At 41.4% G+C, this 25,284-nt stretch carries 25 protein-coding genes, 1 tRNA gene, 1 pseudogene and 1 riboswitch; of the genes and pseudogenes, 8 read left to right on the top strand and 19 right to left on the bottom strand.

Translation table 11 applies throughout. The features are described 5' to 3' along the window. Nucleotide 1: 1 nt before the first annotated feature. Both murB and C727_RS0100380 read right to left on the bottom strand, forming a co-directional pair. Nucleotides 2-1,018 carry a UDP-N-acetylmuramate dehydrogenase gene (murB, locus tag C727_RS17715; protein WP_017443631.1) on the bottom strand — a complete coding sequence of 339 codons (1,017 nt, stop codon included), beginning with the start codon at nucleotides 1,016-1,018 and terminating at the stop codon, nucleotides 2-4. Next, the gene (locus C727_RS0100380; RefSeq protein WP_017443632.1) at nucleotides 1,018-1,452 is read right to left on the bottom strand and encodes a DUF3859 domain-containing protein; all 435 of its coding nucleotides are present in this window, start codon (nucleotides 1,450-1,452) and stop codon (nucleotides 1,018-1,020) included. Before C727_RS0100380 ends, murB begins: the two co-directional genes overlap by 1 nt. Before the next feature lie 169 nt (nucleotides 1,453-1,621). On the opposite strand from C727_RS0100380, the gene C727_RS0100390 reads away from it, so the two are divergent. Beyond that, entirely contained in the window at nucleotides 1,622-1,810 is a 189-nt protein-coding gene (locus C727_RS0100390; RefSeq protein ID WP_017443634.1) for a hypothetical protein, read from the top strand. A gap of 49 nt (nucleotides 1,811-1,859) precedes the next feature. Here the strand turns inward: C727_RS0100390 and eat are convergent, their stop codons facing one another. From eat to C727_RS0100405, 3 genes are read right to left on the bottom strand one after another with little or no spacing between them, the layout of a single operon-like run. After that, nucleotides 1,860-3,257, bottom strand: coding sequence for an ethanolamine permease (eat, locus tag C727_RS0100395; protein WP_017443635.1), 1,398 nt, complete (start codon nucleotides 3,255-3,257; stop codon nucleotides 1,860-1,862). Between the two features lies 1 nt (nucleotide 3,258). Further along, nucleotides 3,259-4,089 carry an ethanolamine ammonia-lyase subunit EutC gene (gene eutC, locus C727_RS0100400; protein WP_017443636.1) on the bottom strand — a complete coding sequence of 277 codons (831 nt, stop codon included), beginning with the start codon at nucleotides 4,087-4,089 and terminating at the stop codon, nucleotides 3,259-3,261. Nucleotides 4,090-4,098: 9 nt separating this feature from the next. Next, on the bottom strand, nucleotides 4,099-5,490 hold the full coding sequence (locus C727_RS0100405) for an ethanolamine ammonia-lyase subunit EutB (protein WP_017443637.1): 1,392 nt from the start codon (nucleotides 5,488-5,490) through the stop codon (nucleotides 4,099-4,101). Nucleotides 5,491-5,692: 202 nt separating this feature from the next. Here C727_RS0100405 and C727_RS0100410 point away from each other — a divergent pair, with 202 nt between their 5' ends. After that, nucleotides 5,693-6,646 carry a helix-turn-helix domain-containing protein gene (locus C727_RS0100410; RefSeq protein ID WP_017443638.1) on the top strand — a complete coding sequence of 318 codons (954 nt, stop codon included), beginning with the start codon at nucleotides 5,693-5,695 and terminating at the stop codon, nucleotides 6,644-6,646. Here C727_RS0100410 and C727_RS0100415 read toward each other — a convergent pair. The 7 genes from C727_RS0100415 to C727_RS0100445 all read right to left on the bottom strand — a co-directional run bounded on the left by C727_RS0100415 (nucleotide 6,629) and on the right by C727_RS0100445 (nucleotide 14,938). After that, a complete protein-coding gene (locus C727_RS0100415) occupies nucleotides 6,629-7,618 on the bottom strand; it encodes a phospholipase A (protein ID WP_017443639.1) in 990 nt (329 codons plus the stop codon). The genes C727_RS0100410 and C727_RS0100415 overlap by 18 nt on opposite strands. Before the next feature lie 12 nt (nucleotides 7,619-7,630). Continuing rightward, on the bottom strand, nucleotides 7,631-9,172 hold the full coding sequence (locus tag C727_RS0100420; RefSeq protein WP_155949140.1) for a carboxylesterase/lipase family protein: 1,542 nt from the start codon (nucleotides 9,170-9,172) through the stop codon (nucleotides 7,631-7,633). Between the two features lie 83 nt (nucleotides 9,173-9,255). Continuing rightward, nucleotides 9,256-9,972, bottom strand: coding sequence for a 3-keto-disaccharide hydrolase (locus tag C727_RS0100425; RefSeq protein ID WP_237742284.1), 717 nt, complete (start codon nucleotides 9,970-9,972; stop codon nucleotides 9,256-9,258). A gap of 78 nt (nucleotides 9,973-10,050) precedes the next feature. Further along, nucleotides 10,051-10,623: a gluconate 2-dehydrogenase subunit 3 family protein gene (locus tag C727_RS0100430; RefSeq protein ID WP_017443642.1), complete on the bottom strand. Its 573-nt coding sequence runs from the start codon at nucleotides 10,621-10,623 to the stop codon at nucleotides 10,051-10,053. Beyond that, nucleotides 10,624-12,312 (bottom strand): GMC oxidoreductase, encoded by a 1,689-nt coding sequence (locus C727_RS0100435; protein ID WP_017443643.1) that lies wholly within the window; start codon nucleotides 12,310-12,312, stop codon nucleotides 10,624-10,626. It abuts the gene before it with no gap. A 137-nt stretch (nucleotides 12,313-12,449) separates the two neighbouring features. Further along, entirely contained in the window at nucleotides 12,450-13,367 is a 918-nt protein-coding gene (locus C727_RS0100440) for a LysR family transcriptional regulator (protein WP_017443644.1), read from the bottom strand. A gap of 83 nt (nucleotides 13,368-13,450) precedes the next feature. Further along, nucleotides 13,451-14,938, bottom strand: a complete 1,488-nt coding sequence (locus C727_RS0100445) for a hypothetical protein (RefSeq protein ID WP_017443645.1) — start codon at nucleotides 14,936-14,938, stop codon at nucleotides 13,451-13,453. Nucleotides 14,939-15,246: 308 nt separating this feature from the next. Here C727_RS0100445 and C727_RS18920 point away from each other — a divergent pair, with 308 nt between their 5' ends. Together C727_RS18920 and C727_RS18925 are read left to right on the top strand one after the other, a co-directional pair. Then, entirely contained in the window at nucleotides 15,247-16,050 is an 804-nt protein-coding gene (locus C727_RS18920) for a DUF7800 domain-containing protein (protein WP_017443646.1), read from the top strand. A 75-nt stretch (nucleotides 16,051-16,125) separates the two neighbouring features. After that, nucleotides 16,126-16,689 (top strand): annotated as a pseudogene (locus C727_RS18925) (alkaline phosphatase D family protein); the annotation flags it as partial. A 129-nt stretch (nucleotides 16,690-16,818) separates the two neighbouring features. Here C727_RS18925 and C727_RS0100455 read toward each other — a convergent pair. Beyond that, nucleotides 16,819-16,905 (bottom strand) — tRNA-Leu (locus tag C727_RS0100455). A gap of 194 nt (nucleotides 16,906-17,099) precedes the next feature. On the opposite strand from C727_RS0100455, the gene C727_RS0100460 reads away from it, so the two are divergent. Beyond that, a complete protein-coding gene (locus C727_RS0100460) occupies nucleotides 17,100-17,594 on the top strand; it encodes an RDD family protein (RefSeq protein WP_017443648.1) in 495 nt (164 codons plus the stop codon). A 119-nt stretch (nucleotides 17,595-17,713) separates the two neighbouring features. After that, a complete protein-coding gene (locus tag C727_RS0100465; protein ID WP_017443649.1) occupies nucleotides 17,714-18,337 on the top strand; it encodes a tetratricopeptide repeat protein in 624 nt (207 codons plus the stop codon). Between the two features lie 4 nt (nucleotides 18,338-18,341). Here the strand turns inward: C727_RS0100465 and C727_RS0100470 are convergent, their stop codons facing one another. The 6 genes from C727_RS0100470 to moaA form a co-directional block, all read right to left on the bottom strand. Continuing rightward, nucleotides 18,342-19,235 carry a tetratricopeptide repeat protein gene (locus C727_RS0100470; RefSeq protein ID WP_017443650.1) on the bottom strand — a complete coding sequence of 298 codons (894 nt, stop codon included), beginning with the start codon at nucleotides 19,233-19,235 and terminating at the stop codon, nucleotides 18,342-18,344. Nucleotides 19,236-19,361: 126 nt separating this feature from the next. Further along, nucleotides 19,362-19,616 carry a MoaD/ThiS family protein gene (locus tag C727_RS0100475; protein ID WP_017443651.1) on the bottom strand — a complete coding sequence of 85 codons (255 nt, stop codon included), beginning with the start codon at nucleotides 19,614-19,616 and terminating at the stop codon, nucleotides 19,362-19,364. Between the two features lie 9 nt (nucleotides 19,617-19,625). Then, nucleotides 19,626-20,117 carry a cyclic pyranopterin monophosphate synthase MoaC gene (gene moaC / locus C727_RS0100480; RefSeq protein ID WP_017443652.1) on the bottom strand — a complete coding sequence of 164 codons (492 nt, stop codon included), beginning with the start codon at nucleotides 20,115-20,117 and terminating at the stop codon, nucleotides 19,626-19,628. A 1-nt stretch (nucleotide 20,118) separates the two neighbouring features. Continuing rightward, the gene (gene moaB / locus C727_RS0100485; protein WP_017443653.1) at nucleotides 20,119-20,664 is read right to left on the bottom strand and encodes a molybdenum cofactor biosynthesis protein B; all 546 of its coding nucleotides are present in this window, start codon (nucleotides 20,662-20,664) and stop codon (nucleotides 20,119-20,121) included. Then, on the bottom strand, nucleotides 20,661-21,245 hold the full coding sequence (mobA, locus tag C727_RS0100490; RefSeq protein WP_017443654.1) for a molybdenum cofactor guanylyltransferase: 585 nt from the start codon (nucleotides 21,243-21,245) through the stop codon (nucleotides 20,661-20,663). Before mobA ends, moaB begins: the two co-directional genes overlap by 4 nt. Before the next feature lie 3 nt (nucleotides 21,246-21,248). Continuing rightward, the gene (gene moaA, locus C727_RS0100495) at nucleotides 21,249-22,223 is read right to left on the bottom strand and encodes a GTP 3',8-cyclase MoaA (RefSeq protein ID WP_017443655.1); all 975 of its coding nucleotides are present in this window, start codon (nucleotides 22,221-22,223) and stop codon (nucleotides 21,249-21,251) included. Continuing rightward, nucleotides 22,211-22,382: riboswitch (molybdenum cofactor riboswitch) on the bottom strand. It overlaps the preceding gene by 13 nt. Nucleotides 22,383-22,867: 485 nt before the next feature. On the opposite strand from moaA, the gene C727_RS19855 reads away from it, so the two are divergent. Both C727_RS19855 and pilB read left to right on the top strand, forming a co-directional pair. Next, a complete protein-coding gene (locus C727_RS19855) occupies nucleotides 22,868-23,338 on the top strand; it encodes a pilin (RefSeq protein WP_017443656.1) in 471 nt (156 codons plus the stop codon). Nucleotides 23,339-23,592: 254 nt separating this feature from the next. Next, nucleotides 23,593-25,281, top strand: a complete 1,689-nt coding sequence (gene pilB / locus C727_RS0100505) for a type IV-A pilus assembly ATPase PilB (protein WP_017443657.1) — start codon at nucleotides 23,593-23,595, stop codon at nucleotides 25,279-25,281. The last annotated feature ends 3 nt before the right edge of the window (nucleotides 25,282-25,284 follow it).

The following is a 25,284-nucleotide window of genomic DNA, read 5'->3' on the forward strand; positions in this document are numbered from 1 at the left end:
TTTAATTGTTATTTTGAGAAATGTTATCAAGATAACCCGCACCATCAATTTCACCATCTGTCGAAATAAAACGAACCTCGGGCTCTAGTTTTACTTGATATTTGGTAAACACATGCTGGCGAACCAAAGCAGCTAATGCAGCAATATTTTGTCCGTTTGCTTGCCCCAGATTAGTTAACACCAATGGTTGTTGGGGATGCACTCTGGCTTGATTTAGCTGAAAACCTTTCAAACCCGCTCGATCAATTAAATAAGCGGCTGGGATTTTAATCCCTAACTCACTATTAAAAACCGGGATGTCGGGCAGCTGCTCTTGCAATTTTTTTAATTCGCTCACTGTGATGATTGGGTTTTTAAAAAAACTACCTGCATTACCTATCAACTCTGGATCGGGCAATTTTTGTTTACGAATCTTACATACTTGTTCAAATAAAGTTTGCGGGGAGTCTATCTGAAGACTTTGCAGCGGCCCATAATGGGTTTTTAATGGACTATTTAACGGTATCTTTAAACAGATTTCATCAATCAGCCAATACCGAGCAATGGCGCGTTTAAAAACAGAATCGCGGTAACCAAATTGACACTCTCTGCCTGACAACAGGCGTTTTTGCTGATTATTTAAATCGATAATGGTTACCGTACTAATAAAATCTGCTATTTCAACTCCGTACGCGCCTATATTTTGCACTGGAGCAGCGCCCACTGTACCTGGAATAAATGCTAGATTTTGGATCCCCGCAACACCGAATTCGGTCAATTTTTTAACCGTTTGATGCCAATTTAACGCGGCGCCTAAAGTGATACGATAAACTTCATTTGTTTGTTCAATATTAAACTTTTGGTTGTTCGAACGCACCAATTGCCCATTGAAAAAGGGGTCTACAAACAACAGGTTACTCGCATCACCACAAATTAAAAAAGGGGAGTTAGGATCAAATAATTTTCTATCCTGCGGCCACTCAATACACTGTTTAGCGGTTACCGTAACAGCCATTGTATTGGCTATTTTTATACCCATTAAAATCCTCGTTTTTTCCAAAATGCAGCCACATTATCAGCTTCATCGGCATAATATACCTCAAAACACTTTTCAGCGATTATATTGCCAGCTAACTCAACAGACATCCGCCACTGACCAACTTTATCATCCAGCGGCAGCCAAATAGTATCTCCAAGATAAAACTGCCAGTTATTGTCTCGAATATACTCTTCCCCTTCAAACGGCGGTAATGGCCGTCCTTTTTTATCTAAAATGCCTGGATGGTCGATCTCAAAACGTATCTTTTGCCCTTTCGCTTTTTTAATATTGATAATAAAACCAAATTCAATATCAACTTCGGCAGGAATCGATAGAGTAAATGTTTGAACTTTGGGTAAAGATTTTCGCTTATTGTCCCACTTTTCATAAATCCCATAGCTTAGGATCTCTACTTGAGATTTATCTTTTGCCATTGTCACAAGCCCATGGATAACGTTTAAAAAGGCCAAATAATGCGGATAAAGACAAATAAATGCAAGAAAAGGCGATCCAGATCAGTTTATTACCGAATAATACTTTTACATTAGCGGGCGGCTTTATTAAAATACGCAAAAAATTTAATCAAACTTGGGTCTTTACATCATGGAAAATATTTTAAGTGCGCTCGAGGTCAACCTGACCTTATTGGCATTAGCCATGTTTATCACATTTGCAGTATTGGGCATCATTGAAAAAAGTGAAAATGCAGACCAACAACAGGTCCTTCGTATCGAAAACGCATTTTTTAGTATTTCTAGTTTAGCCGTTTTTTTGGTTTTCTGGTTAATCTAAAAAAGATGCCGGACTTCCAGTCCGGCGCCCTTTGCCAATCCCAAACAGATTATTTAACTTCTACCTGCAAACTCTCTTCTGCCGCGGCTAACATAGCAAACTCTTCTTCTGCTGACATTGATGTTTTTTTGCCATACAAGCCATAATAAACTAGGCCAATAACAAAAAGCCCAATTGTCATATAAAAAGCTTTTGGATCAAATGCGTACACCCCTGTCATCGCGACTAGTGAAAGCAGTAACGCAATCGATGAGGTCACGATTCCACCTGGCGTTTTATAAGGGCGCTGCATCTCTGGCTGTTTAACTCTCAGCACAATATGGCTAATCGCCATCAACGCATAAGATACGGTAGCACCGACAACTGCCATCGCTAAAATTAAATCACCTTCACCGGTCAGTGATACCACAAAGCCAAACACAGCGGGTACTATCAGGGCGAGCGTCGGAGTTTTATTTTTATTGGTAATAGACAAACTGCTCGGTAAATAACCGGCTCTTGATAGCGCAAATACCAAACGGCTATAACCATAAATAATCGAAAAAAATGAAGCTATTAAACCGGCTAACCCTAATAAATTAACCAAGGTTGCTAATTGCTCAGAGCCGGTTGCATTTAAAGCATCCACTAAAGGTACTGCGCTCTCGGCAATCATGCCGGAACCAGCAGCGCCAGCTAATAAAACAACCACAGCAACCGCAGTTAATATTAAAAACAACATTGCACCTATGATGCCTTTTGGCACATCTTTAGATGGGTTTTTGGCTTCTTCCGCCGCCAAAGGCACACCTTCCACCGCTAAAAATAACCACATTGCAAATGGCAATGCCGCCCAAACACCGTACCAACCAAATGGTAAAATATCACTTGCACCAGCGGCGTCAGTGGCGGCAATATCAAATAGATTTTGCCAGTTAAAATCCCCTATTAGCGCAAAAATGGTTGCCAAAATCGCAAACACAGCTAAACCACTAATGACCATCATTACTTTGAGCGCTTCGCCGACGCCTTTTAAATGAATAGCAACAAATACAGCGTAAAAGCCGGCATAAACGAGCGGACCATCAAACCCAGTAAGTTCATTAAATGCAGAACCAATAAAAATAACAATCGCAGCAGGTGCCAGTGCATATTCAATTAACACAGCCAAACCCGTAACAAAACCAGCAAAGGGTCCCATAGCTTGGCGAGCAAAACTATATCCGCCACCCGCAGCTGGGATCGCCGATGACATTTCTGCTAAGGACAATACCAAGGTAAAATACATTACAGCCATCGCGATTGCTGCGATCACAAAACCGCCCCATCCCGCTTGCCCAATACCAAAGTTCCAGCCGGCAAAATCACCGGAAATAACATAAGACACACCTAAACCTGCGAGCAAAACCCATCCTGCTGTGCCCTTTTTTAATTGCCGTTTGGCAAGATACTCTTTATTGACTGTCATATTAACTGCCTCGCTCTGTGTTGTTAGATAAAAATGATTGAGATTTTTGGCCATCCAGGCTGTCTTGTTGTGCAACTGACGTGCGGTCTTTGACCGCAACCCCAGAAGTTCCTAATTTTTTTGCTTCTGCTAACAGATACCAAGCTTTGTCTGCGGCTTCTTGATAACTCAACCCCGCAGGTCTCACATTAGAAATACAGTTTCTAAAGGCATCTTTACAGCCACGTTTTGCTTGCCAAGTTAAATACAGGCCAAGACTATCTGGTGATGATAATCCTGGCCGCTCTCCAACGAGTAACAATACAGCTTTGGCTTTTAGTGCTTCACAAACATCATCACCGGCGGCAACCCGTCCCTGCTCAACAATGGCTATCGGTGCAAACTTAAGCTGTGACGATGGCGGCTGACTGGTTAAAAACGCTCGGATAAATTTGGCTGCATGATGTTCGATGGCCGCGGCAGACAACCCATCACAAATAGCGATCACTAAATCGTACTGACAGTCAGCTTGCATACGATAGTCCACCAGTTGCTGATAGCTGGTTTCACTTAAGCGTCTGCCTAAATCTGGCCGTTGCAAATATTGCATGCGATCAATGGCCTGGCTTTGCAATTTTAAACTTGGTAGAGGCAATGACTGAGCTAATTGATTGATTGGTAGTTGACTATGCACGGCATCAATTGCTTGCGCATGGGCCAACTGAAATTTAAGCAGTTCTGCAGTGGGCACACTACTACCGGCTCTACCAAGGGCGATACGAGCGTCGGTAAAAGATCGCAATTTTTGCCAGGGACTTTGTTTAACAATCTGTTTTTTTTGAATCGCTTTCACCAACGCCCCCTATATATTATTTACTAAATTTAAAAATGGCTTGGCCATGCTGTCGTTCAACTTAACGGCGGGCACATCTTGAAAAATTTCAAAATCGGTAAGCCATTGTTCAAATTCGGGTGCTGGCTGCAGGCCTAACACTTTGCGGGCATATAAAGCATCATGAAAGGAGGTAGTTTGGTAATTGAGCATGATGTCATCTGAGCCTGGGATCCCCATAATAAAAGAGCAACCCGCGACCCCCAACAGTGTTAATAGGGTGTCCATATCGTTTTGATCTGCATAAGCGTGGTTGGTATAACAAATGTCACAGCCCATCGGCAAACCTAATAATTTGGCACAAAAATGATCTTCTAACCCCGCGCGCATAATTTGTTTTCCATCAAACAAATATTCAGGTCCAATAAACCCGACGACCGTATTGACTAGCAACGGATTAAAATGCCTAGCCACCGCATAAGCTCTAGCCTCACAGGTTTGTTGGTCAAGTCCATGATGCGCATCGGCAGACAAAGCACTGCCCTGGCCAGTCTCAAAATACATTAGGTTGTTGCCTTGGGTACCGCGATTTAAGGACAAACCCGCTTGATAAGCTTCATGTAAAATATTTAAATTGATACCAAAACTATCATTTGCAGCCTGCGTTCCGGCAATTGACTGGAAAATCAAATCGACCGGAGCTCCCTGCTCAATCGCTTCTATCGTATTGGTCACATGAGTTAATACACAGCTTTGTGTAGGTATCTGATAACGCTGAATTAAGTCATCCATCAATTGCATTAATTTAATTGCTTGCGGAACATTGTCCGTCGCTGGATTAATGCCAATCACAGCATCGCCATTACCAAACATCAAACCATCCAGAATAGATGCCGCAATGCCATTTAGAGCATCAGTTGGGTGATTGGGCTGTAATCTAGTGGATAAACGATTTTGCAGCCCTATCGTATTGCGAAACTTAGTAATAACGCGGCATTTTTTAGCGACCAAGATCAAATCTTGATTTCGCATAATTTTACTGACGGCTGCCGCCATTTCTGGGGTTACCCCAGCACGTATGTGCGTTAATGCATCTTCATCTGCTTCTTCACTTAATAACCAATTTCGAAAGTCCCCAACCGTTAAATGTGCGATAGGTGCAAACGCGTGCGCATCATGACTATCAATGATTAACCGAGTCACTTCATCTTGTTCGTAAGGGATTAATGCCTCTGTTAAAAAGGTGTTTAATGGGATCTCGGCTAAAACCATTTGCGCAACAACCCTTTCTTCGGCAGTTTCTGCAGCCAATCCTGCTAACTGATCACCAGAGCGCAGCGGCGTTGCTTTCGCCATCACTTCGGCTAAATTATCAAATTGATAAGTTCGACTACCTATTTGCTGTTTATAAATTTTTGACATAAATTATCGCTCACTGTTGCTGTGTAATGGTGTGTTACTTGCTTCTTTGCAAAGACACAGCGGTAAAGACTTAATGCTTTAAGCTGAAGCTAGATATATTCCAACCTAATATCAAAAATCGGCAGTTTTAGAAAAACAATAAAATTCAATGAGATGTAATAAATCTGCACAGGGGGAGTGCATTGAATCAGGTAGCTTAACTATGCAGTCATTAGAAACAAACTCAAATTCAACCCTGAATGGTGCACCAAAAGTGAGCATTGCCAACACTTTTGATGCAAGCTGGCAAGCAGAACACCTGACTAATTGGCAGCAAAGCTATGATCAAATTTCTCGCGGAGCATTTCGTGGGCAACTAAAACAAGTAAATTTACCGCAATTGGATATTTCCCGTGAATTTTCCAGTCAAGCCCTGCGCCAAGAATGTTATGTCGAACGGGGTGGTTTTTGGTTGGGTTTCAGTCAAGGAGTGCAGGACAGTCGTTTAAATGGCGTGCGTGCCAACAATCAAAGCTTGTTATGGCACAGTGGCCAACAAGATTTTGAACTTATCACAGAACAAAATACGGTGATCTACAGTGTTTTATTAGAGCGCAGCTTACTGCCTGACAACTTTTACGAACCAGCTAAAGTCGCCTCAGTGCCTGCATCTCAGGTGAATGCCTTTTTATATTTATTAAATCGTTTATTAAACCCAGCACATCAATATTGGCGAGCCTCTTGCCAACAAAGAGTGATCACAGACGCGGTTCAGAGCCTAATCAGTGGCAGCCAAACCTGCAGTGTCACTAAACCGAGTTTTAAAAGACGCCAACAAATTATTCAAGAGATCCGCGCCTATATAATGTCGACTGACACGCACTTGCCGATCACTATGGCTGATTTATGCATGTTAACTCATGTTAGCCGACGAACGCTTCAAGCCTGTTTTCAGGATGTATTAGGCATTAGCGCCAAAACTTTTGTTAAAGCCGTTCGGCTCAATCAAATCCGCCGATGTTTATCAGACTTTCACGACCAGCGGCCTATTTACCAAATAGCGAACGATTTTGGCTACTTCCATTTAGGTCAATTTAGCCAAGATTATAAAAGCATGTTTGGCGAAACGGCTGGTCAAACTCGCTTGAACGCGCAGCGCTTACAAGAGATCGGTTAAGGCTATTCCAATCCCAAACCGCGTTTGTGCATGGTTGTAATCAATTAAACTCTCGCCATAACCGGTAAAGGCCTGCACATAACCACGCAATCGCCCCCATAATGGAAAGGTAAAATTAAGCTGCAAGGCGCCTTTGTGACTATTGAAGTTTTGCCTAAGTTCACTACTTATTTCATAATCATTCCATGTGTAGGCTGAACTCAATTCAAAATAGCCCATGTAGTGACTTATGTCTGGGTTATCATCCCCTTTGCTATCGTCTGGATGCGCTTTAGGATCTTCATTCAACCGCTGCCAAACGCGTAAAAAGATCGCTAGATTATTTTTTTCCACTATGAGGCCCGCGTAATAACGATTCCAACTACGGGACAAAATGGTACTGCGCCCATTTGATTGATGCTCTAACCCGACCACGAACCCCGTATTACTCTCAAACGGATGCCAATCGCTCGGCGTTATATAAAAAATTTCAGGTTGGTAATTGGTTTCACGAAAAGGTTTTGAAACATCTTTTGAATAAATTTGCCACCAAGCTTCGGTTGTAAAGGCAAAATACAGACCATCATTATCAAACAGCATATCGCCTGTATGTAAAGGCACTTTAATGCTAATTTGAAATTTAGCTTCAAGTTTTTCGTAGTTATCAGCAATCTCACTGAGTTTTTCATAGGCTTTATGATTAATTGCATTCGTCGTGAACGCAGGCAAGATATAGTTCATTTTGTGCGGTGTGATCACAAAAGGGTCAAACTCCTCCTCACGCTCACGAATAACCCGCTGACTGAGTGCCCCCAAAGTTTGTTGGTATTGCTTGCGATCCGCTAAACAATTGTGTTTAAGTTCAGCCACCCGCGTATGTTCAGAAGCAGCATCTAACGCTTTAAGTAAACAGTCTAACGCTTGTTTTTCATTTGCTAAAGTTGGAACACTAAAGCCCGCAATCGTTAATACAAGAATGGACAGTTTAAACATATTAACCACAGGCTATTTAATCCTCTCGATTAAATTTAATTGCGCTCTTCGGGGATCAATCCGATGAATGGCCTGCCCCTCTGGAGTAATTATCTGCATATTAGACTTACTTAATTCAAACTGAGCCCATTTAGCCAAATTTGGCTCGTTCGGATCACCATTTTTTATAAAATTCAGCAAATAGCGATGGGCAATAAACATTGCGCTTTGATCTCTTTGACTCAGCTGATAATTAACCGCGGCGGTATTGAAAAAGTACGGAATTTCACTGGCATGCAACGCCCCCTTGGCAGGCTCCAATTGGCTGGCGACATACGAAAATCTATATAAATATGCTGGCTGTTCGGCCTGGCTAATAAACTTTGCCAGCTGGCGAGCCGGCGCTTGCATCAATCTATCCTGCCCCACTTGATAGATCAAATCTGCTAATGGGGTTTTACCATGTTGATCATAAATATTTTTCGCCAGCTCACTAAATTGACCAAACGAGGCAAATAAAGCGGTTTTATTGGCATAATTCCCCCGCCCCAAATCCTGATTAGTTGTCCCAACCATAAGTGGCACTACATGTACTTCATCCGCTTGACCTTGCTCAGTAAATGTTCCTTTTAACATGACTCCGTCTTGCACAGGCCCACTATATGATAAGCCATTTTGATTCACGCTTGACAAGGTTGCCAGATTTAAATCCGCCACTATTTTTTCAGCCGGTAAAGCGATTAATTCAGCTAAACTGTTTTCTCCTTGTTTAATGCCATTCTGTTTTGCAAAGTTCAGCCCAGCTTGTTCAGCTTGAGCGCGTGAGCTCATACCCATTAGTTGGCCATCGCCACCGGACATAACAACCGCTTTTGAAAATAAATCTTCCGCTTTCCGGTGACGCATGAGTGTTAATACAGAATCACCGCCAGCTGACTCTCCAATCAGGGTGACGTTATCTGGATCGCCGCCAAATGCAGCAATATTATTTTGCACCCATGCAAGCGCAGCAAGTTGATCGCTAAATGCAAAATTAGCCAATTGCTCTGTTTGTTTAAGTGCTGGGTGAGCAAAAAAACCAAAACGACCTAAACGATAATTAAAACTCACAAATACTACATCATTCTGGGCAAAAGAATCGCCATGATAAACCTCAGGTGAACTGCCACCGTTTACATATCCACCGCCATGTATCCAAACCGCGACCGGATATTTTTGCTCTGCTGTAACTCGCTGTGGTGCCCATACATTTAAATACAAACAATCTTCACTAGGTTTTGTCGTTAAAGGTGCAGCATCTTGAGCAAATGGCAACTGCATGCAATCGCTGGCAAATTTAGTTGTTTGTTTAATCCCCGACCAACTTGCAAGTGATTGTGGTGCTTGCCATCGTAACGATCCGACTGGCGGTTTAGCATAAGGGATCCCTTTAAAAATATTGATTCCTTGTTCACTATATCCCTGAACAATTCCGTGTTGAGTATTTATTTGAGTTTGCACTTTTGGCAGTTGAGAATGGCTGCACGCGATTAACGCGACAGCCAGAAAACTGATGATAATTAGTTTTATTTGCATAATAAAAAGCGGCACGTTTAATTAATCCTGCCGCCAAGTGTAGCTTGAATAAGACTAAATTGACTAGCTCATCCGCTGCTTATTTACAATGGTCGCACCCAAATATTGCGATAGCTAACAAAATTGCCATGATCTTGCAATTTAATTGAATCACAACCGTGGGCTTTGTATTGCGGCAGTCCGATATATGAGGTGGGGCCTTGCAGTTGCACATGGTTTTGCACTAACACGCCATTATGTAATACAGTGACGTACGCTGGTTTGATTAATTTATCACCATCAAATCTAGGTGCGTTAAAAATAATATCATATGTTTGCCAAGTTTCTGGCGGTCTGGTGGCATTTACTAATGGAATATGTTGTTTGTATACAGAGCCAGCCTGTCCATTGCTATAGGTTCTGTTTTGATATGAATCCAAAATTTGTATTTCGTATCTTTGTTGAAAAAAGACCCCGCTATTATTTCGACCCTGGCCTTTTTTCTTTAAGTCAGGTGTAGGTGTTTTCCATTCTAAATGTAATTGCACATCACAATATTTATTTTTTGTTTTAATATCGCCACTGCCTGGTTTAACGGTAACGGTACCATTGTCGACAGTCCAGTTTGCTGGCCCACCTTTAACACTTTGCCATTGCGCCAAATCATCTCCGGTAAATAAAACTTCTGCATCCGATGGTATGGCACTAGAATGTGTATCAACAATTGCAGGTTCAGGCTGCCAAACCTCTGTTACTTGGGCTTTTTGGTAATTTGTCGGTCCATCGGCTGCATTTACTGTAAAACAGAGCAAACTGCTCACTACAACTGTTTTTGCTGTCGCGTTAAGCTGATTAAAATATTGGTTTAACAAAGCTATCTCCAGATAGTTAAATAATCATTAAGTCGCCCAGGCTTTATCGCCTGGCTGGTAGTCTAAATCACCATCATATTTCCCAGGAATGGCCGAATACCTTAATACCTGAGTTGCCCCCACTTTTGAGGTAAAAAAACAAAACAAAGTTAATTGCTTAAACAGGGTAAAATAATGCGGCAAGGTAGCGCTGGTTTGCCCATTGCGATTAAATTTTTTTGCCGAAGCATCCAATTGATTTAATAGCGCCTGTTTGTCATTGTCTGCCAAAGTAATAAAATCTTGCTGGTAAAGCTGCTGGCATTCGTTATTTAGTTGTTTAAGTCCTAATACAAACATATCGCGCTCGGCTTTGGTATAACAATCATGGACCATAACCGCCATCGCAGCACCACAGCCAGCCGCTTTAGCGCCTGGTGTATCTGTTTGTGGGATAATGGTTTCGGCTATTTCATCTAACAAGCGGATATCTTTCTCGCTAAATACGGTTTTGTTCAAGTTAGTCGCGTCTGGACTTGTTTGGTAGGCTAACGCGGTTTGACCAATAAACGCCCATCCTGTTAAGCCTGCAATTGCTTTTAATAAAGTGCGCCTTTGCATTTACAGATCTCCTCTTTTTAACGCTTTAACTGCATAATCTGCAGCCCTCGCAGTAAGCGCCATATAAGTGAGGGAAGGGTTAACACAAGAGGCTGATGTCATGCAAGCACCATCGGTGACAAAAACGTTCGGCGCATCCCATACTTGGTTAAAGGCGTTTAACACCGAAGTTTTAGGGTCGCGCCCCATTCGAGCAGTGCCCATTTCATGGATACCCATACCCGGATAATATTCACTGTCATACCCTCGCACGTTTTTTAAACCAGCAGCTTCCAATATTGCCATGCCTTCCTGCTGCATATCTTTACGCATCGCTAATTCGTTGCTTTTAAGCTCTACATCCATCACCAGCGTGGGCAGCCCCCACTTATCCAAGTTAACTTTATCAAGATATATTCGGTTTTTGTGATATGGCAGTATTTCACCAAAAGCTGTCATGCCAATCCGCCATGGCCCTGGCTCACTCAACGCAGATTTAAGCTCAGCGCCAACGCCAAGCTCAGCAATATTTCGCTTCCAGCCACTGCGACTGGCTGAGCCTTGATAACCAAAACCACGTAAATAATTGCGCTTGTCGTCACCCCAGTTGGCAAATCTCGGAATATAAAAACCAGCGGGTCGGCGGCCCGAATAATATTTATCTTCAAACCCCTCTACTTGCGCATAGGCGCCGGCTCTAAAGTGATGATCCATTACATTATAACCCAGCTCACCACTGCTACTACCAAGGCCACCCGGCCAAACATCTGTGGCTGAGTTCATTAAGATCCAAGTTGAGTTAAAACTTGAAGCATTTAAAAAGATAATTTTACTTTGATAAATATGACGCTCATTTGTTTGGGCATCAATCACAGCAACCCCAGTCGCCCGCTGTTTGTCTTTATCGTAAATAAGCTCAGCAACAATTGAATAAGGCCGCACAGTAAGGTTGCCGGTTTTCATTGCCATCGGCAGGGTAGAAGATTGGGTACTAAAATAGCCACCAAAAGGGCAGCCTAACCAACATTTGGCTCGATATTGGCAACCGGGCCTATTTTGTTCTGGTTTAGGTTGGGTGATATTGGCACATCTGGCATTAATTAAATGGCGTCGGCCTTTAAAAGCTTTTTGGATCCGTTTGGCAACTTGGGTTTCAACGATATTAAGCGGTATAGGTGGCATAAATTGACCATCTGGCAGCACATCTAAGCCGTCCCTTTGTCCGCTAATACCGGCAAATGATTCTACATAATCGTACCAGGGTGCTATGTCTTCGTACCGAATTGGCCAATCGACCGCAATGCCTTCTTTGGCGTTAGCTAAAAAATCTTCTCGGTTAAGGCGATAACTCTGACGGCCCCATAACAAAGAGCGGCCACCTAAATGATAACCGCGAAACCAGTCAAATCTTTTAACTTCGGTATAAGGATTTTCTTGCTCGTTTGCCCACATGCCGTAGGTAGACTCGTTTAACGCATAGTCCCGCTTTAGAACCGGATAATCTTCTTGCATTTGAATGGTGGCTTTATCTCTATGCGGGTAGTCCCACGCTTCTTTAAACGCATTTTTATAACCAGTAATATGCTCAATATTACGCCCGCGCTCTAGCATCAATACTTTTAAGCCTTTTTCGGTGAGTTCTTTAGCTGCCCAGCCGCCGCTGATACCAGAGCCGACGACGATGGCGTCATATTGAGTGCTATTTGACATTCTTCCACCTTATGCAAAGAAAAATTCAAATATAAAAATAACAATATTTTTATATTTAAACAACTTTTACAGTACACAAAATGCAAGTTAAAACCATCTGTGGTGACATTAAACATAATGTTCACCGATATAATCGATTAAATTAAACGCTCATCAGCCAACAGAGTTTTCATTTTGTCACGCAGAAAAGTCTCCAACGCTCTGACCGTTGGGCTTAACAAACGCCTTTCGGCACACACTAAATTTAATGGTAAAGCTTCACCCTGCCACCCCCCTAATTTGATAATTTTTAGCCGCCCGGCCAAACAATCTTCGGCAACATCCAGTTTAGATTTATACGCTATACCGCGCCCGGCAACCGCCCAGCGGCGGGTGACATCACCATCTTTGCACTGACGATCACCAGTGACCTCAACCAGTTGGTTTTGTCCATCTTTAAAAAAGCTCCAGCGTGAATGCAATACGTTATTTAATCCATGACATAAACAGTTGTGCTGCAACAGATCATTGGGTTCTGTCGGCGTACCAAACTTTTTTAAATATTCCGGCGATGCAACTAAAACAGGCTGATTGTTTTTGCACAAAGACTTTGCGATTAAAGACGAGTCTTTTGGCACGCCATATCGAATGGCTAAATCCACTGGCTGGCTAAACAGATCTGACGGACTGTCGCTAAGCTCCAGACGTAAATTAACCTTATTGTGTTCAGCTAAAAATTCGTCGAACCAAGGTACTAAAAAATTTCGACCTAAATCTGAGGGTGCCGATAGCTGGATAGTGCCAGTTAACTCTGGGGTTTGGGTTTGCAGTGAAATCGCTGCTTGATCAAGTATTTCTAACGCATTGCGGCACTGAGTTAAAAACGACTCTCCTTTTTGAGTGAGCCGTAATTTCCTTGTTGAGCGCACAAATAACAATGTATTTAACTCAGCTTCTAACCGTTTAACCGATGCACTGACCACAGCAGGAGACAAATCCATTTTACGAGCACAGGCTGACAAACTGCCTTGATGGGCGGTTTCGACAAATATGCGTAAATCTAGTATATTTTTCATCCGTATTTATCTTCAATGTCATTTTGAAAAACTAGACTTTAACATAAGATTATCAACCAGATAATAAAATATTAAGCAACTATTTAATGGCTTCTTATCCAACTACAGACGTCACCAACCAACTGGATAAGTTTATCGTGTTGATAGAGCTCATGCATTAACTTGATTGGCTGAGTTCTTAATGAATCTGCGGCAAATATACTAGGCCAGTCTATATTTTTGGGAGCATACTGGGACCCATTTTGCTTTTGCATCACCGATAAAAACTCATGGGCTATCAAACCCTGCCCTATCACTGACGGATGCACACCATCTAAGCTAAATACGCCCCCTTTTTCAATCTCGCCACGAGTATTAGCATGATAATACTTGGTATCAACCGGCGGATATAAAAAGTCAAAACTGGCTGGGAACGGATAACTAGGCTCACCACTATTGCGCTTCCAAGCCATATCGGTTAACGCTTGTGAAGTATCAACAATGATAAAAGCATCGCGACCTAAACTTTGATTATAGTTTTTAGCCAACTGGCGAACGATTCGGTTAAATTGAATAATGCAGCGATCGATAAATAGTGCATCTCTAAATTTTAAAAATTTTCCCGTTTTTAGCGCCGCTTTTTCTGACATCGCAAAATAAGTATAGTACTGAAAATAACGATAGGTTTTACCACTACCCGCTGGATCTTTAATTAACCTAGCTTCACCTACCCCTTTGGCAATAGGTGCTATAGTCACTAAAGGCACAGTGCCCAAATAACAATGCCAATCTTGGTATTGATTATTTGCCAGCGCATCCACCACTGATTGCAGTAATTGGGTATATTCCAACTGAAAATCATAAGGGTGCCATAAATTTTTTTCTAACCGCTCTTTTCTAGTTTTTGTTAAAATAGCACCATCGCCATCGGTAAATTTTATTTTAAGATCTAACACTGTACCAAGCGCATTATTCGCGCCTGCCCATAAGATGATATTTTTTACCCCTTTTTGGCTCGCATGATGTTTTAGCCAGCCAACCGCTGAATAATCATCATACGCCTCGTTTGCGTATGGATTTAGTGTTCGATAGGCACTGCGACTAAATGGCTCTGATGCCACTGCAAAAAAATTATTTTGGCTCGATTTTTTATTTTGCTTGATCGTCGCTAAAGCGCTTTTTGGAGTCACTGTATAAAGATCGCCAACATCCATACCTTCAACCGCGAGGTTATGAAAACCATCAAAATTTTGCCAAGTTTTTGGCAATTTAACTGGTTGCGAAGGTCGACCTTGGCCTCGTTCGTAAAAACTTTCGCTTTTATCAAATAGTTGAGCACAGTGGTTTATTGCAAATGGCCATTCTAAACCTCGAATGTCAGTGCCATAACGAGACTCTAATGCACGTAACAATAACTCTATGTCCCATTTTAATTTAAGCTGCTCTGGGTACGGTAGGTAATGGTAATCCGCATCAGCAATGCCGATTGTTTTGGCGATGACACTGCTATAACTTAAATGAGTTGAAGCGGCCGCTCCGCTCATAAACCCTTGCGAAACACTATCCCCTAAAGTCACTAGTTCAATACTCATCTTAATCTTCCTTTTTAACAAACGGTAGGAAGTTAAGTTTAGAACAGACTGGTTAAACTTTAATCACACCAACTCAAAAAAGCTAAAAAAATTAGACTTTTCATGAACTCATAAAATTCTTTATAGTAATCTGATCATCTATTACTTAAAAAGAGGCCCGATAGAGATCATATTGATAAAAACTTTGCAGCGTGCACCACAGTGATGTATAAATTATAGCAACAAAAAGTTCTTCACGTAGATTTTTTGAAGATATAAAAATCCACTACACAACAACTCGGTAACTTACTCATTAGTAGGATGAAACAATGAATAAAATCATTTGCTTAGTATCTATGTTTTTGGTTATTTGTACATCACAGGCTAAAGCGCCTGTAACCGAGCATGAAACCGATCCTGTGATGCTGGATCTAGACCCTATCATGATTAAAGCACTGCGAGACACTCCACATGAGTTTAAAGTAACAAGTTCCGGACGTTATGGCCCCGATGGTAGCCTAGATAATCTATTAACTCAGGTGGACTTTAATACCTTGATTGCCAAACATGATTTAAGTTTATTTAATGGCCCTATGTTGGGGGCCGTTACCCAAGATTCTGCGAAGTTTTGGGTGAGAACCGCCGGAAGCGCAAGGGTTCAAATAATTATCAACGACCAGCTGAAGTCTCAAACTATAACAACTAAGCAGTCTGATGACTTTACGGGTATTGCAGACATTAGCGGCCTCACTCCTAATACAAAATACAAATATTATGTTTTAGTGAATGAAAAAGCATATAAAAATGAAGCATTTCATTTTGTAACCTACCCCACGAATAAAACCAAAATAAAATTTAATATCGCGTTTGGTGCATGTTCACGTTATATCCCCCAAAATGAAAAAATTTGGGATAAAATTGCAGAGTCTGGTCCGCTCGCTTATTTAGCGCTAGGCGACAATGTTTATATTGATGCAACCCATCAGCAAGACACTCAACGCCTACACTATTATCGTCGGATGTTAAAAAAAGAATATCGAGATTTTATTAGTCAAACTAGCATGTATGCCGTTTGGGACGATCATGACTTTGGTTTAAATGACTCATTTGGAGGTTTAACAGAGCAGCCATGAAAAACCAAAAACTTAGCGGTATTTAAACAAAATTGGCTAAATCCGTTTTACGGCAATGAAAACAAACCCACAGGGACATATCACAACTTTAAAATTGGTCCAGTAGAAGTTTTTATGACAGATGGTCGCTTTAACCGCACTGATGACAAAACAAACCCAGGTACTATGTTAGGGCCAGAGCAAAAAAAATGGTTATTAAAAGGACTAAAAGCATCAACTGCGCAATTTAAAATTATCGCATCAGGCACTATGTGGACAGATCACGCGGATAAAAAAGGCCATGATTCATGGAGTGCGCCACGCTTTGTCGATGAAAGAGATCAAATATTCGCTTTAATAAAAAACGAAAAAATTAATGGTGTCATTTTATTGTCAGGCGACAGACATAGAACCGAGATCTGGAAAAACGACAACCCTGGCAGTTATCCACTGTACGAATTTTTAACGGGGAAAGTCACCAACCTGCATACTCACCCAACCAGAGACGAAGCTTTGTGGTCTTATAACAAAGGCAATTTTTGGGGAGATCTAAGTTTTGATTTCAGTCTTGACGATCCCACTGTAACTTTCAGTGCCATTAATCAAACCGGCCAAACGTTCAAACGTTTTACGGTTAATCTTAGTGAGATAAGTCATTAGTGTAAAACACTCTCAAAAACTTTCAACAAGGGAGCGATTTAACCTGATGATTAACTGCCACGTAGGAATGGTTTGTTTTGTTTATTCAAATGCTATATTTGTTAAAACGTGTCGGGGAAATTTAAGGAGTGGTACCAGCGGGCGGACTCGAACCGCCACGCCCGTGAAGGCGGGGGATTTTGAATCCCCTATGTCTACCAATTTCATCACGCTGGCACTGTATATCAAATATATCTTTTGTAACGCTACTGTCTTAAACAGTGGCGAGAATTATACAAGCGCAAATTGTTAGGGCAAGCATTTTTTTACACTTTTAAATTAAATGCTTAAATAAACATCAATATGACAAAACTTTGCAGCCCGGCCATTTGCCCGTATGATAGTGTTTTTTAAATTAACAATTAGCAACTATGTCGGAAGTTAAATTAGAACGCGCAGGCCTTATCCGTCGCATTGGCGCTTGGGTATACGATGCTTTAGTGATCACTGCAATTATGCTGTTGGCCTCTGGGCTTGGGATTTTATTTATTCACTTATTAAACAGCACAGCTTTAATTGAATTTGAAGCAGGTCAAGATCTTGCCGAATACGCGCGCACCAACCTCTTTTATCAAGCTTGGTTAGCACTTTGTTTTTTTTCTTTTTATATTTGGTTTTGGCGCCGCGGCGGTCAAACCGCTGGTTTAAAAACTTGGCGCTTGCAAATTAGAAGTTTAAACGGCCAACCTTTAACCCATATTCAATGCCTTTTGCGTTTAGCATTTTCGTTTTTTGGCCTAGGCAATCTCTTGGTTTTATTACCGCCTTTTAAAAAACGAGCGCTGCAAGATATTGCATCCGGCACCGAAGTGATAGTTCTGAGCAAAGAAGATAATAAACACGTTAACTGGAAAGGCTATATGTAATAGTTTAACCATTAGGCTAAGATTGGCATATATTTAGCTTACTACTTGATAATACGTTTAACTTGTTCGATTCGACGTTTTTTTGACAGGGTTCCTTTTATCAAAGATCTAAACAAGCTATGAAATATCTCACTAAGTTATTATTAATAGGTTTATTAATTAGTCAGCCGATGTGGGCGGACGAAAGCTTGAAGGTGGTACAAATTTATTCACAAGAAGAGTTGATTAGCTGGATCAATAAAAATCAACACCTCAATCGTGTATTAGACGACCGCTGTCAGCTGGTTCAGGACATTGAAGCCCGAGCTGTGAAAGTAAAAACACCGGCGTATCAGTTTTTATGGGGCGACATGCTAGCTTGGGGGGTTTGCATCGATAAAAATGCAGAGCTAGGCTTGCACTATATTAAAGAATCGGCTTTACAAGGTTTACCCGCAGGGCTTGAGCAAATGGGTCGTTATTATGCAAAAGGCATTTTAGTACAGCAAGATTATCAACGTGCAATCAATTATTTACGTGAAGCAGCCAGCATGGGGCATATCAAAGCTCGGATTCAACTGGTTCAGCTATATAATCAGGGGCACGGCAGCCCAGTCGACTTTGCTGATGCGTATCACTGGCTACATAATACGGTGATCAGCGATAAAAAGCTGCATCAGCAGGCAAGCCAAGAACTGGCAAAACTTGCAAAAAAAATGCCTGCTCGTTTAGTTGAAAAAGCCAAACGAGCAGAAAGTCGTTAAACCATTAGTACAACAAACTATATAACTTGCGACGCATTCGGGTGGCTACAGGGTCGCCTTGCGCCGCTGTGGCTAAAATATCCATAAAGGCTTTTTTAAGCTCACCATCCATGGCGTTTAAATCTTTTTTAAGCACTGCAAATAAAATGTCTAATGCTTCTTCATTTTGCTGTGCTTGATGCAACTGCACAGCCAGCTTTAAAGTAATTTCGGGTGATTCTGGATTGGCAGCCAGATCAGCTTTTAACGCTTTAATTTCTGGCGTTTCGGCCGCTTGCTGATTGAGTTCTAACTGAGCTTGCAGGCGTTTGTAATAATCATCTTGATCAACCATGGTGATCTCAGATAATAAAGTTTCTGCTTCGCTGTTATTGCCGGTATTCAATAAAACTTCAATAACAACTTTTTTTATATCGGCTCGCTGAGGTGCTAATTCTAAAGCCTGTTTGGCGGGTGCTAAGGCTTCATTAAACTGCCCGGCTGCAACTTTTTGCTGCGCATCGGCCAATAAAGCATCTTCTGGTTTAGGTAGATACTCAGCAAAAAAGGTGTCTAGCTCTTGTTCGTTTTTATCACCAGCAAACGCATCTACCCCCTGGCCGTCTTTAAAAATAATTACCGTGGGTAAACCTTGCACACCAAATTGCATTGCTAGCTGCTGCATCTGTGGCTCTTCGCAGTTTACCCGCGCCAAAGTTACAGTATCTGGAAACTGAGCTAAGAGTTTTTCTAATTTAGGTGATAGAGCTAAACTGTCTTGGCTTTGACTGGCATAAAACTCAATCACCACCAGCTTTTGCTGACTTCCTTGTAAAATTTCTTGTTGAAAGTTCTGCGCGTCTATTTCAACAACATTCCCGCTTGCCGGCGCTGTTTGACCAGATAAAAAATCCTGCACTTTTGTCTCTCTCTTAATAGAATAAAACTTAATACTAAAATAAGACTAAGTTAAAAAATATCAAGGTTATGTGACGTTTTTACACGGTTTAAAAGATAATTGTCCGCTAAATCGAATCAATCTCTGTTAGCCACCTGTAACCGGTGGAAAAAAAGCCACTTCAGCACCGTCTTGAATCTGACTTTCGGGTTTAACCATAACCTGATCACAGGCCGCCAATAAGGCAGGCTGCTGTAGAGCTATGTTCCATTCGGGATGTAATTCGATCAAATAGTTTTTTACGCCACGAATATTTAGTTCGGGCAGGTGCTCGGCTTCAATTGTCAACTCACTCGTACCCAACTCTTCTCTTAATGATGCAAAAAATAAAACTTTAATCATATTTATACCTTATTTTGTTTGCGCTGGATCGATTTCCCAATCGCCGGCTTTGCCACCGGATTTAGCGACCACCTGTAAACCTTCAATACGCATGTGTTTATCAACCGCTTTGCACATATCGTAAATAGTTAGCGCTGCAACTGATGCCGCGGTTAAAGCTTCCATCTCTACGCCCGTTTGGTCGGCCACTTTGCAATAGGTTTTAATATGTACGGCATGCATTTGCTTGTCTATATCAAAATCTACTTGCACTTTTTTTAACATCAGCGGGTGACATAAGGGGATGAGCTCAGAGGTTTTTTTTGCAGCCTGAATCCCAGCGATGCGTGCGGTAGCTATCACGTCTCCTTTTTTATTTTGGCCCGCCTGTAAACTAACAAATGCGGCTGCATTCATATAAACACTCACTTGTGCGCGCGCCTCTCGTGTAGTGACATTTTTATCACTCACATCTACCATATTGGCTTCACCTGCTTCATTTAAATGGGTTAACTTGCTCATTTTATCCCCGGCTTTGACAACTCATGTTATTTACATCTTTTAATTGACCGACAAAATTACAAGGTTTGTGCGAGGCGTCTAATTGCTCTGCAATGAGTTGTGTCCAGCCCGTTTTACAAGCGCCCGTGGAGCCCGGCAAGCAAAATATAACTACGCCATTCGCCAAACCAGCCAAGGCACGGGATTGAATGGTAGAGCTGCCAATTTCTTGCCAAGAGACCTGTCTAAAAATCTCACCAAAACCTTCAACAGTTTTATCAAATAATGGAGCGACCGCTTCAGGGGTCGAATCTCGTCCAGTAAAGCCGGTTCCGCCGGTGGTGATCACTGCTTGAATCTCATCAGAGGCAATCCACTGTGACAATAAGGATCTAATTTGATAAATATCATCTTTAACAATTTGATGGTCCGCCAGTCGATGTCCAGCCTGTTTTACCGCCTCTGCAAGATATTGACCCGAGGTATCGGTTTCGGCTGTGCGAGTATCTGAAATAGTTAAAACACAGATATTTAATGCTTTAAATGGTGTTTTGGTTTTTCCGCTCATAAAATCTCTCCATTCATTTGCTCAATTTGAGCAAAAGCTTCCGGGGTATTCACATTTAATAAATGTTTTGGGTTATCTGCTTGTATTTCACGTGCCGAGATCTGTTGTAAAAATTGTTTAAATGAAGGTCCTCGACTCGAGCTAGCTTCGGCTTGTTTTAATAAGTGTGTTAATGGTTCAGTCTGAAATTTAAAGTTATAAACTATAAAAGGCATTATGCTGCTTGCATAATAGAGACTGGTTTGTTGGTGTGCGGCTTGCTGGATAAGTTTTTTGATATCAGATGGCTGCACTAACGGCATATCCACCGGCATCACCACGACATGCTGATAAGACGTTAACTTTAAATATTCGAGCACCGCCTGCACACCCGCTAAAGGCCCAAGGTTTTGATAAATGTCGGCGATTTGACCCTCCGCAGAACCACTGATAAAAACCTTTTGAATGCCCGCTTTTTGCATACATAATTGGGTACGATCTAACAAACTTAATCCCGCAACCATTAACTCGGATTTTGCTTGCCCCATGCGTTTAGACTGGCCGCCATTTAAAACAATACCAGCATACAGATCTACTAACATGACTTATCCGCCAATCATGGCTAAATGCTGAGTGATACCTGTATTGCCCTGATGTAAAAAGTGGCTATCTTTTTTATCACTCAAACAGGCTTGAATATACTGTTGTAATTCGGCTTGCTGTTGATCCGACGTCAATAATTGCCGCAAGTCATAACCTTGCTCACCAAACAAACATAAATGAAGTTTCCCTAAAGCACTTACCCGCAAACGATTACACGTTTTACAAAAGTCTGGGCTATAAGGCATAATCAAACCAATTTTACCTTGATAGTTGGGGTGATAAAACTCTTCTGCAGGGCCAGCATTTTTAGCTTTTAATACAGGTAACCAGCCATTATTTAATAAATGCTGTTTAATAGCGTAACCGCTAACATGGTTTTGCTGATAAAAAGCCTTATTATCGCCCGTCTCCATCAGCTCAATAAACCTCAGCGTATAAGGTTTATCTTTTATCCATTGCAAAAAACTACTCAACTCATCCGCGTTAAAGGTTTGCATCAGTACAGCGTTGACTTTTATTTGGCTTAAGCCCAGTTCAGCCGCTTTGGCCAAACCCGCAAATATACTCTGCAAACGATCAAAACCAGTGATACGCCTGAATACTTCAGGTTTTAAACTATCAATGCTTACATTAAGTGAGGTTAAACCCGCTTCTACCCAGCTTTGAATATTTTTTTCTAAGTTAAAACCATTCGTGGTCAACGCCACTTGCTCAATACCCGATGTATTAGCACAGGTTTTAATTATCTCGGGCAAATCTTTGCGTAAACCTGGTTCACCGCCAGTAATGCGCACCTTAGAAGTGCCAGTTGCACCAAAAGCAGACACCAGTCGACGGATCTCTGGTACAGTTAAAAAGTTGCGCGGCGTTTCACATTGATAGCCGTCCGGTAAACAATAGCTGCATTTAAAGTTACAGACATCAGTCACCGACAGACGCAAATAATGAAACTCGCGACCTAAAGGATCGTATAACATAAACACCTTTCCAAATACGGGAGGCTGGCGCATTTCTTAACCAACCCTGGCAAAACTAAGTTTTGCGGCTGGATTACCGTACCACCATGTTTAACGATGCTCAAAATCATCAATCAACGACAGTGGCTTAGGTAAACAAGCTCGGAGTTATTTTTAATTAATTTAAAAGTTATCAATAAATGACTAACTTTGTTTAACCTACTATACAGAAAGCGTCAGATAAATACAGCGCGCTCTATACAGTTAGTTTGACCTAATGTTTGTAAGATATCTCTTACATTTGATTACCTAGGGTACATTTCAGCAAAATAGTTGAATAATGATCACCAATATAAATACACCCCTGATAATTAGAGATTAACTAATGAATTAACAAGCAATTATCGAACCAGTCTGTTCGAATAACAGATTGAAACAACTAGTTTAGCTAGCATTTTAAGCGCGCTCACCTAGGTTCAAACAAGATAAATAGAGACGTGTCACTAAAATAAAGCTAAAGCATTATTTTTTTATTAATTTACAATATCAGGACTTGTTTAAAAAAAAATAATCAACTAATGTAAAAGCACTGCCGCATGCAAATATCCTTTGTGGAGGACGCAAAGGCAGGCATACCAAATTAAAATTGACATTGGAGAAGTACAATGAAACGCAGTAATCAGGGTTTTACCCTTATTGAACTAATGATAGTTGTGGCCATTATAGGTATTTTAGCAGCCGTTGCTGTACCTGCTTATAATGAATATTTTAAATCAGCTCGTTCGACTGAAGCCATTCAGCAAGCTGATGCGTTGAAGAAACCTGTTGCAGCTTGTATTCTGAAACAAGCTGCATTACTTGGTGAAACAGCGGATAAAGACACTATTAAAACTCCTTGCGACAGTGGCACCAACAGCATTCCCGCTGCAATAGACAAAACTGCTGGTGCTAAATCAACTATTGCTGGTGCGTCAGTAACTGACGGTGTTGTGTGTGTCAGTGCTTCAACAGATGGTTCAGGTACCTTAAATTATGCTATCCAGTTGACTCCGACTTATACTGACGGCCAAATAACATTCGCAAGCACAGAAACCACAAGTGGGACAATTCCTACTTGTAAAATAGCTTCTGAATAACAATTTAAAGTTCATCAATAGGAAACTTTAACAACCCGAAAGATTAAAATTCTCCTCTTTTTTAAGGAGGATTTTAATCTACTCAATATATATTAGTCTGCAGTTACGCAAATCCGCTCTATTCCAATACGTATATCTTAAGACCACCCCGAGTTAATGGCAATATAGTTTATCCGCGGGTACTTTATTCAGTTTGCACCTTGCCCTTTTTTTGTTATGTTTATTAACAGAATATAAAAGTAAAGGATTTTTAAATGGCCAGCTTAGATTATCGTCTATTTTCTTCCGGCATTTTATCACCGCTGCAACTCGATCAATTAAAAGAAAAACAACCAAAAACCTATATCGAAGCAGTTCAGTTTATTGCTCAGAATGGCTGGTATAGCGAATATGATTTTGCATTGGATACAGCCACTTTTAACCATTGCCCATTTTTTGATTTAGATGCTTTTGATAGCTCAGTGATCGGCGATAAATTATTAAAAGAAAAACTTTCTCGTCGCCATGGTGCTTTGCCTTTATATAGCCGCGGCCGAACTTTGTTTGTTGCAACCACCAACCCTATCGACAATGCAGCAGCTGATGATTTTCAATTTAGCACAGGTTTTAATGTTGAATATGTGTGTGTTGAAGCCAGTAAATTAGCCACTGCGATAAATAAGTTGTTTGAGTCGCCGGAAGGCGAACTCCACATGGACGAATTTAGTGACGAAGATTTAGCAAATTTAGAGGTTGCTGAAGACACTAATGACCAAGATGATGACCAGCCCGAAAAAGACGATGCGCCTATCGTTAAATACATTAATAAAATTTTAATGGACGCGATCCGTAAAGGGGCCTCAGATTTACACTTTGAACCATACGAAAAAAGCTATCGGGTTAGGTTCCGTATTGATGGTATTTTGCAAGAAGTGGCCAGTCCACCTGTTAATTTAAGTGCACGGATGGCGGCCCGGTTAAAAGTCATGTCGCGTTTGGATATTGCTGAAAAACGAAAACCCCAAGATGGGCGCATTAAACTAAAAGTGTCGTCTAAAAAGTCTATCGATTTTCGTGTTTCGTCGTTACCTACAATGTGGGGCGAAAAAATCGTAATGCGTATTTTAGACTCATCCAGCGCCATGTTGGGCATAGATGTTTTAGGGTACGAACCCGAGCAAAAAAAACATTATTTAGATGCATTAGCCAAACCGCAAGGCATGATTTTAGTCACAGGGCCAACGGGCTCAGGTAAAACTGTGTCTTTGTATACGGGTTTGAATATTTTAAATACGCCGGAGCGAAATATTTCAACGGCCGAAGACCCGGTCGAAATTAACTTAGAAGGCATTAACCAAGTGCAAATGAACCCCAAAGCTGGGCTCACTTTTGCCGAGGCGTTGCGTTCATTTTTACGTCAAGATCCCGACATCGTCATGGTGGGTGAGATCCGAGATTTAGAAACGGCCGAAATCGCCATTAAAGCGGCTCAAACCGGTCACTTGGTATTATCAACGCTGCACACCAACTCAGCCCCAGAAACCCTAACCCGTTTATTAAATATGGGCGTGCCTAGCTTTAATATTGCTAGCTCAGTCAGTTTAATCATAGCGCAGCGACTGGCTAGACGTTTATGCAAAGAGTGCAAACGGCCAGCCGAAGCCTTACCCGACCGTCAAGAATTATTAGATTTTGGTTTTAGCGAAGAACAACTGTCTGAGCTAACCTTATACGAAGCCGTTGGTTGTGACTTTTGTTCTAATGGCTACAAAGGCCGAGTGGGTATCTACGAGGTGATGCCAATCAGCCAAGAGATGGCTTCAATTATTATGCACGAAGGGAATGCACTTGAAATTGCAGAGCAAGCGCGCAAAGAAAAAATCAACAATTTAAGGCAATCCGGCATAGTCAAAGCCATCTCTGGTGTTACCAGTTTGGCCGAAATCAGCCGAGTGACCAGCTAATTA

It is taken from the genome of Gayadomonas joobiniege G7 (assembly GCF_000300815.1).
Lineage (GTDB): Bacteria > Pseudomonadota > Gammaproteobacteria > Enterobacterales > Alteromonadaceae > Catenovulum > Catenovulum joobiniege.

Coding starts and splice junctions, on each gene's coding strand:
- murB (WP_017443631.1), bottom strand. CDS start 1,018: ATGGGTATAAAAATAGCCAATACAATGGCTGTTACGGTAACCGCTAAA.
- C727_RS0100380 (WP_017443632.1), bottom strand. CDS start 1,452: ATGGCAAAAGATAAATCTCAAGTAGAGATCCTAAGCTATGGGATTTAT.
- C727_RS0100390 (WP_017443634.1), top strand. CDS start 1,622: ATGGAAAATATTTTAAGTGCGCTCGAGGTCAACCTGACCTTATTGGCA.
- eat (WP_017443635.1), bottom strand. CDS start 3,257: ATGACAGTCAATAAAGAGTATCTTGCCAAACGGCAATTAAAAAAGGGC.
- C727_RS0100405 (WP_017443637.1), bottom strand. CDS start 5,490: ATGTCAAAAATTTATAAACAGCAAATAGGTAGTCGAACTTATCAATTT.
- C727_RS0100410 (WP_017443638.1), top strand. CDS start 5,693: ATGCAGTCATTAGAAACAAACTCAAATTCAACCCTGAATGGTGCACCA.
- C727_RS0100415 (WP_017443639.1), bottom strand. CDS start 7,618: ATGTTTAAACTGTCCATTCTTGTATTAACGATTGCGGGCTTTAGTGTT.
- C727_RS0100420 (WP_155949140.1), bottom strand. CDS start 9,172: ATGCAAATAAAACTAATTATCATCAGTTTTCTGGCTGTCGCGTTAATC.
- C727_RS0100430 (WP_017443642.1), bottom strand. CDS start 10,623: ATGCAAAGGCGCACTTTATTAAAAGCAATTGCAGGCTTAACAGGATGG.
- C727_RS0100435 (WP_017443643.1), bottom strand. CDS start 12,312: ATGTCAAATAGCACTCAATATGACGCCATCGTCGTCGGCTCTGGTATC.
- C727_RS0100440 (WP_017443644.1), bottom strand. CDS start 13,367: ATGAAAAATATACTAGATTTACGCATATTTGTCGAAACCGCCCATCAA.
- C727_RS0100445 (WP_017443645.1), bottom strand. CDS start 14,938: ATGAGTATTGAACTAGTGACTTTAGGGGATAGTGTTTCGCAAGGGTTT.
- C727_RS18920 (WP_017443646.1), top strand. CDS start 15,247: ATGAATAAAATCATTTGCTTAGTATCTATGTTTTTGGTTATTTGTACA.
- C727_RS0100460 (WP_017443648.1), top strand. CDS start 17,100: ATGTCGGAAGTTAAATTAGAACGCGCAGGCCTTATCCGTCGCATTGGC.
- C727_RS0100465 (WP_017443649.1), top strand. CDS start 17,714: ATGAAATATCTCACTAAGTTATTATTAATAGGTTTATTAATTAGTCAG.
- C727_RS0100475 (WP_017443651.1), bottom strand. CDS start 19,616: ATGATTAAAGTTTTATTTTTTGCATCATTAAGAGAAGAGTTGGGTACG.
- moaC (WP_017443652.1), bottom strand. CDS start 20,117: ATGAGCAAGTTAACCCATTTAAATGAAGCAGGTGAAGCCAATATGGTA.
- moaB (WP_017443653.1), bottom strand. CDS start 20,664: ATGAGCGGAAAAACCAAAACACCATTTAAAGCATTAAATATCTGTGTT.
- mobA (WP_017443654.1), bottom strand. CDS start 21,245: ATGTTAGTAGATCTGTATGCTGGTATTGTTTTAAATGGCGGCCAGTCT.
- moaA (WP_017443655.1), bottom strand. CDS start 22,223: ATGTTATACGATCCTTTAGGTCGCGAGTTTCATTATTTGCGTCTGTCG.
- C727_RS19855 (WP_017443656.1), top strand. CDS start 22,868: ATGAAACGCAGTAATCAGGGTTTTACCCTTATTGAACTAATGATAGTT.
- pilB (WP_017443657.1), top strand. CDS start 23,593: ATGGCCAGCTTAGATTATCGTCTATTTTCTTCCGGCATTTTATCACCG.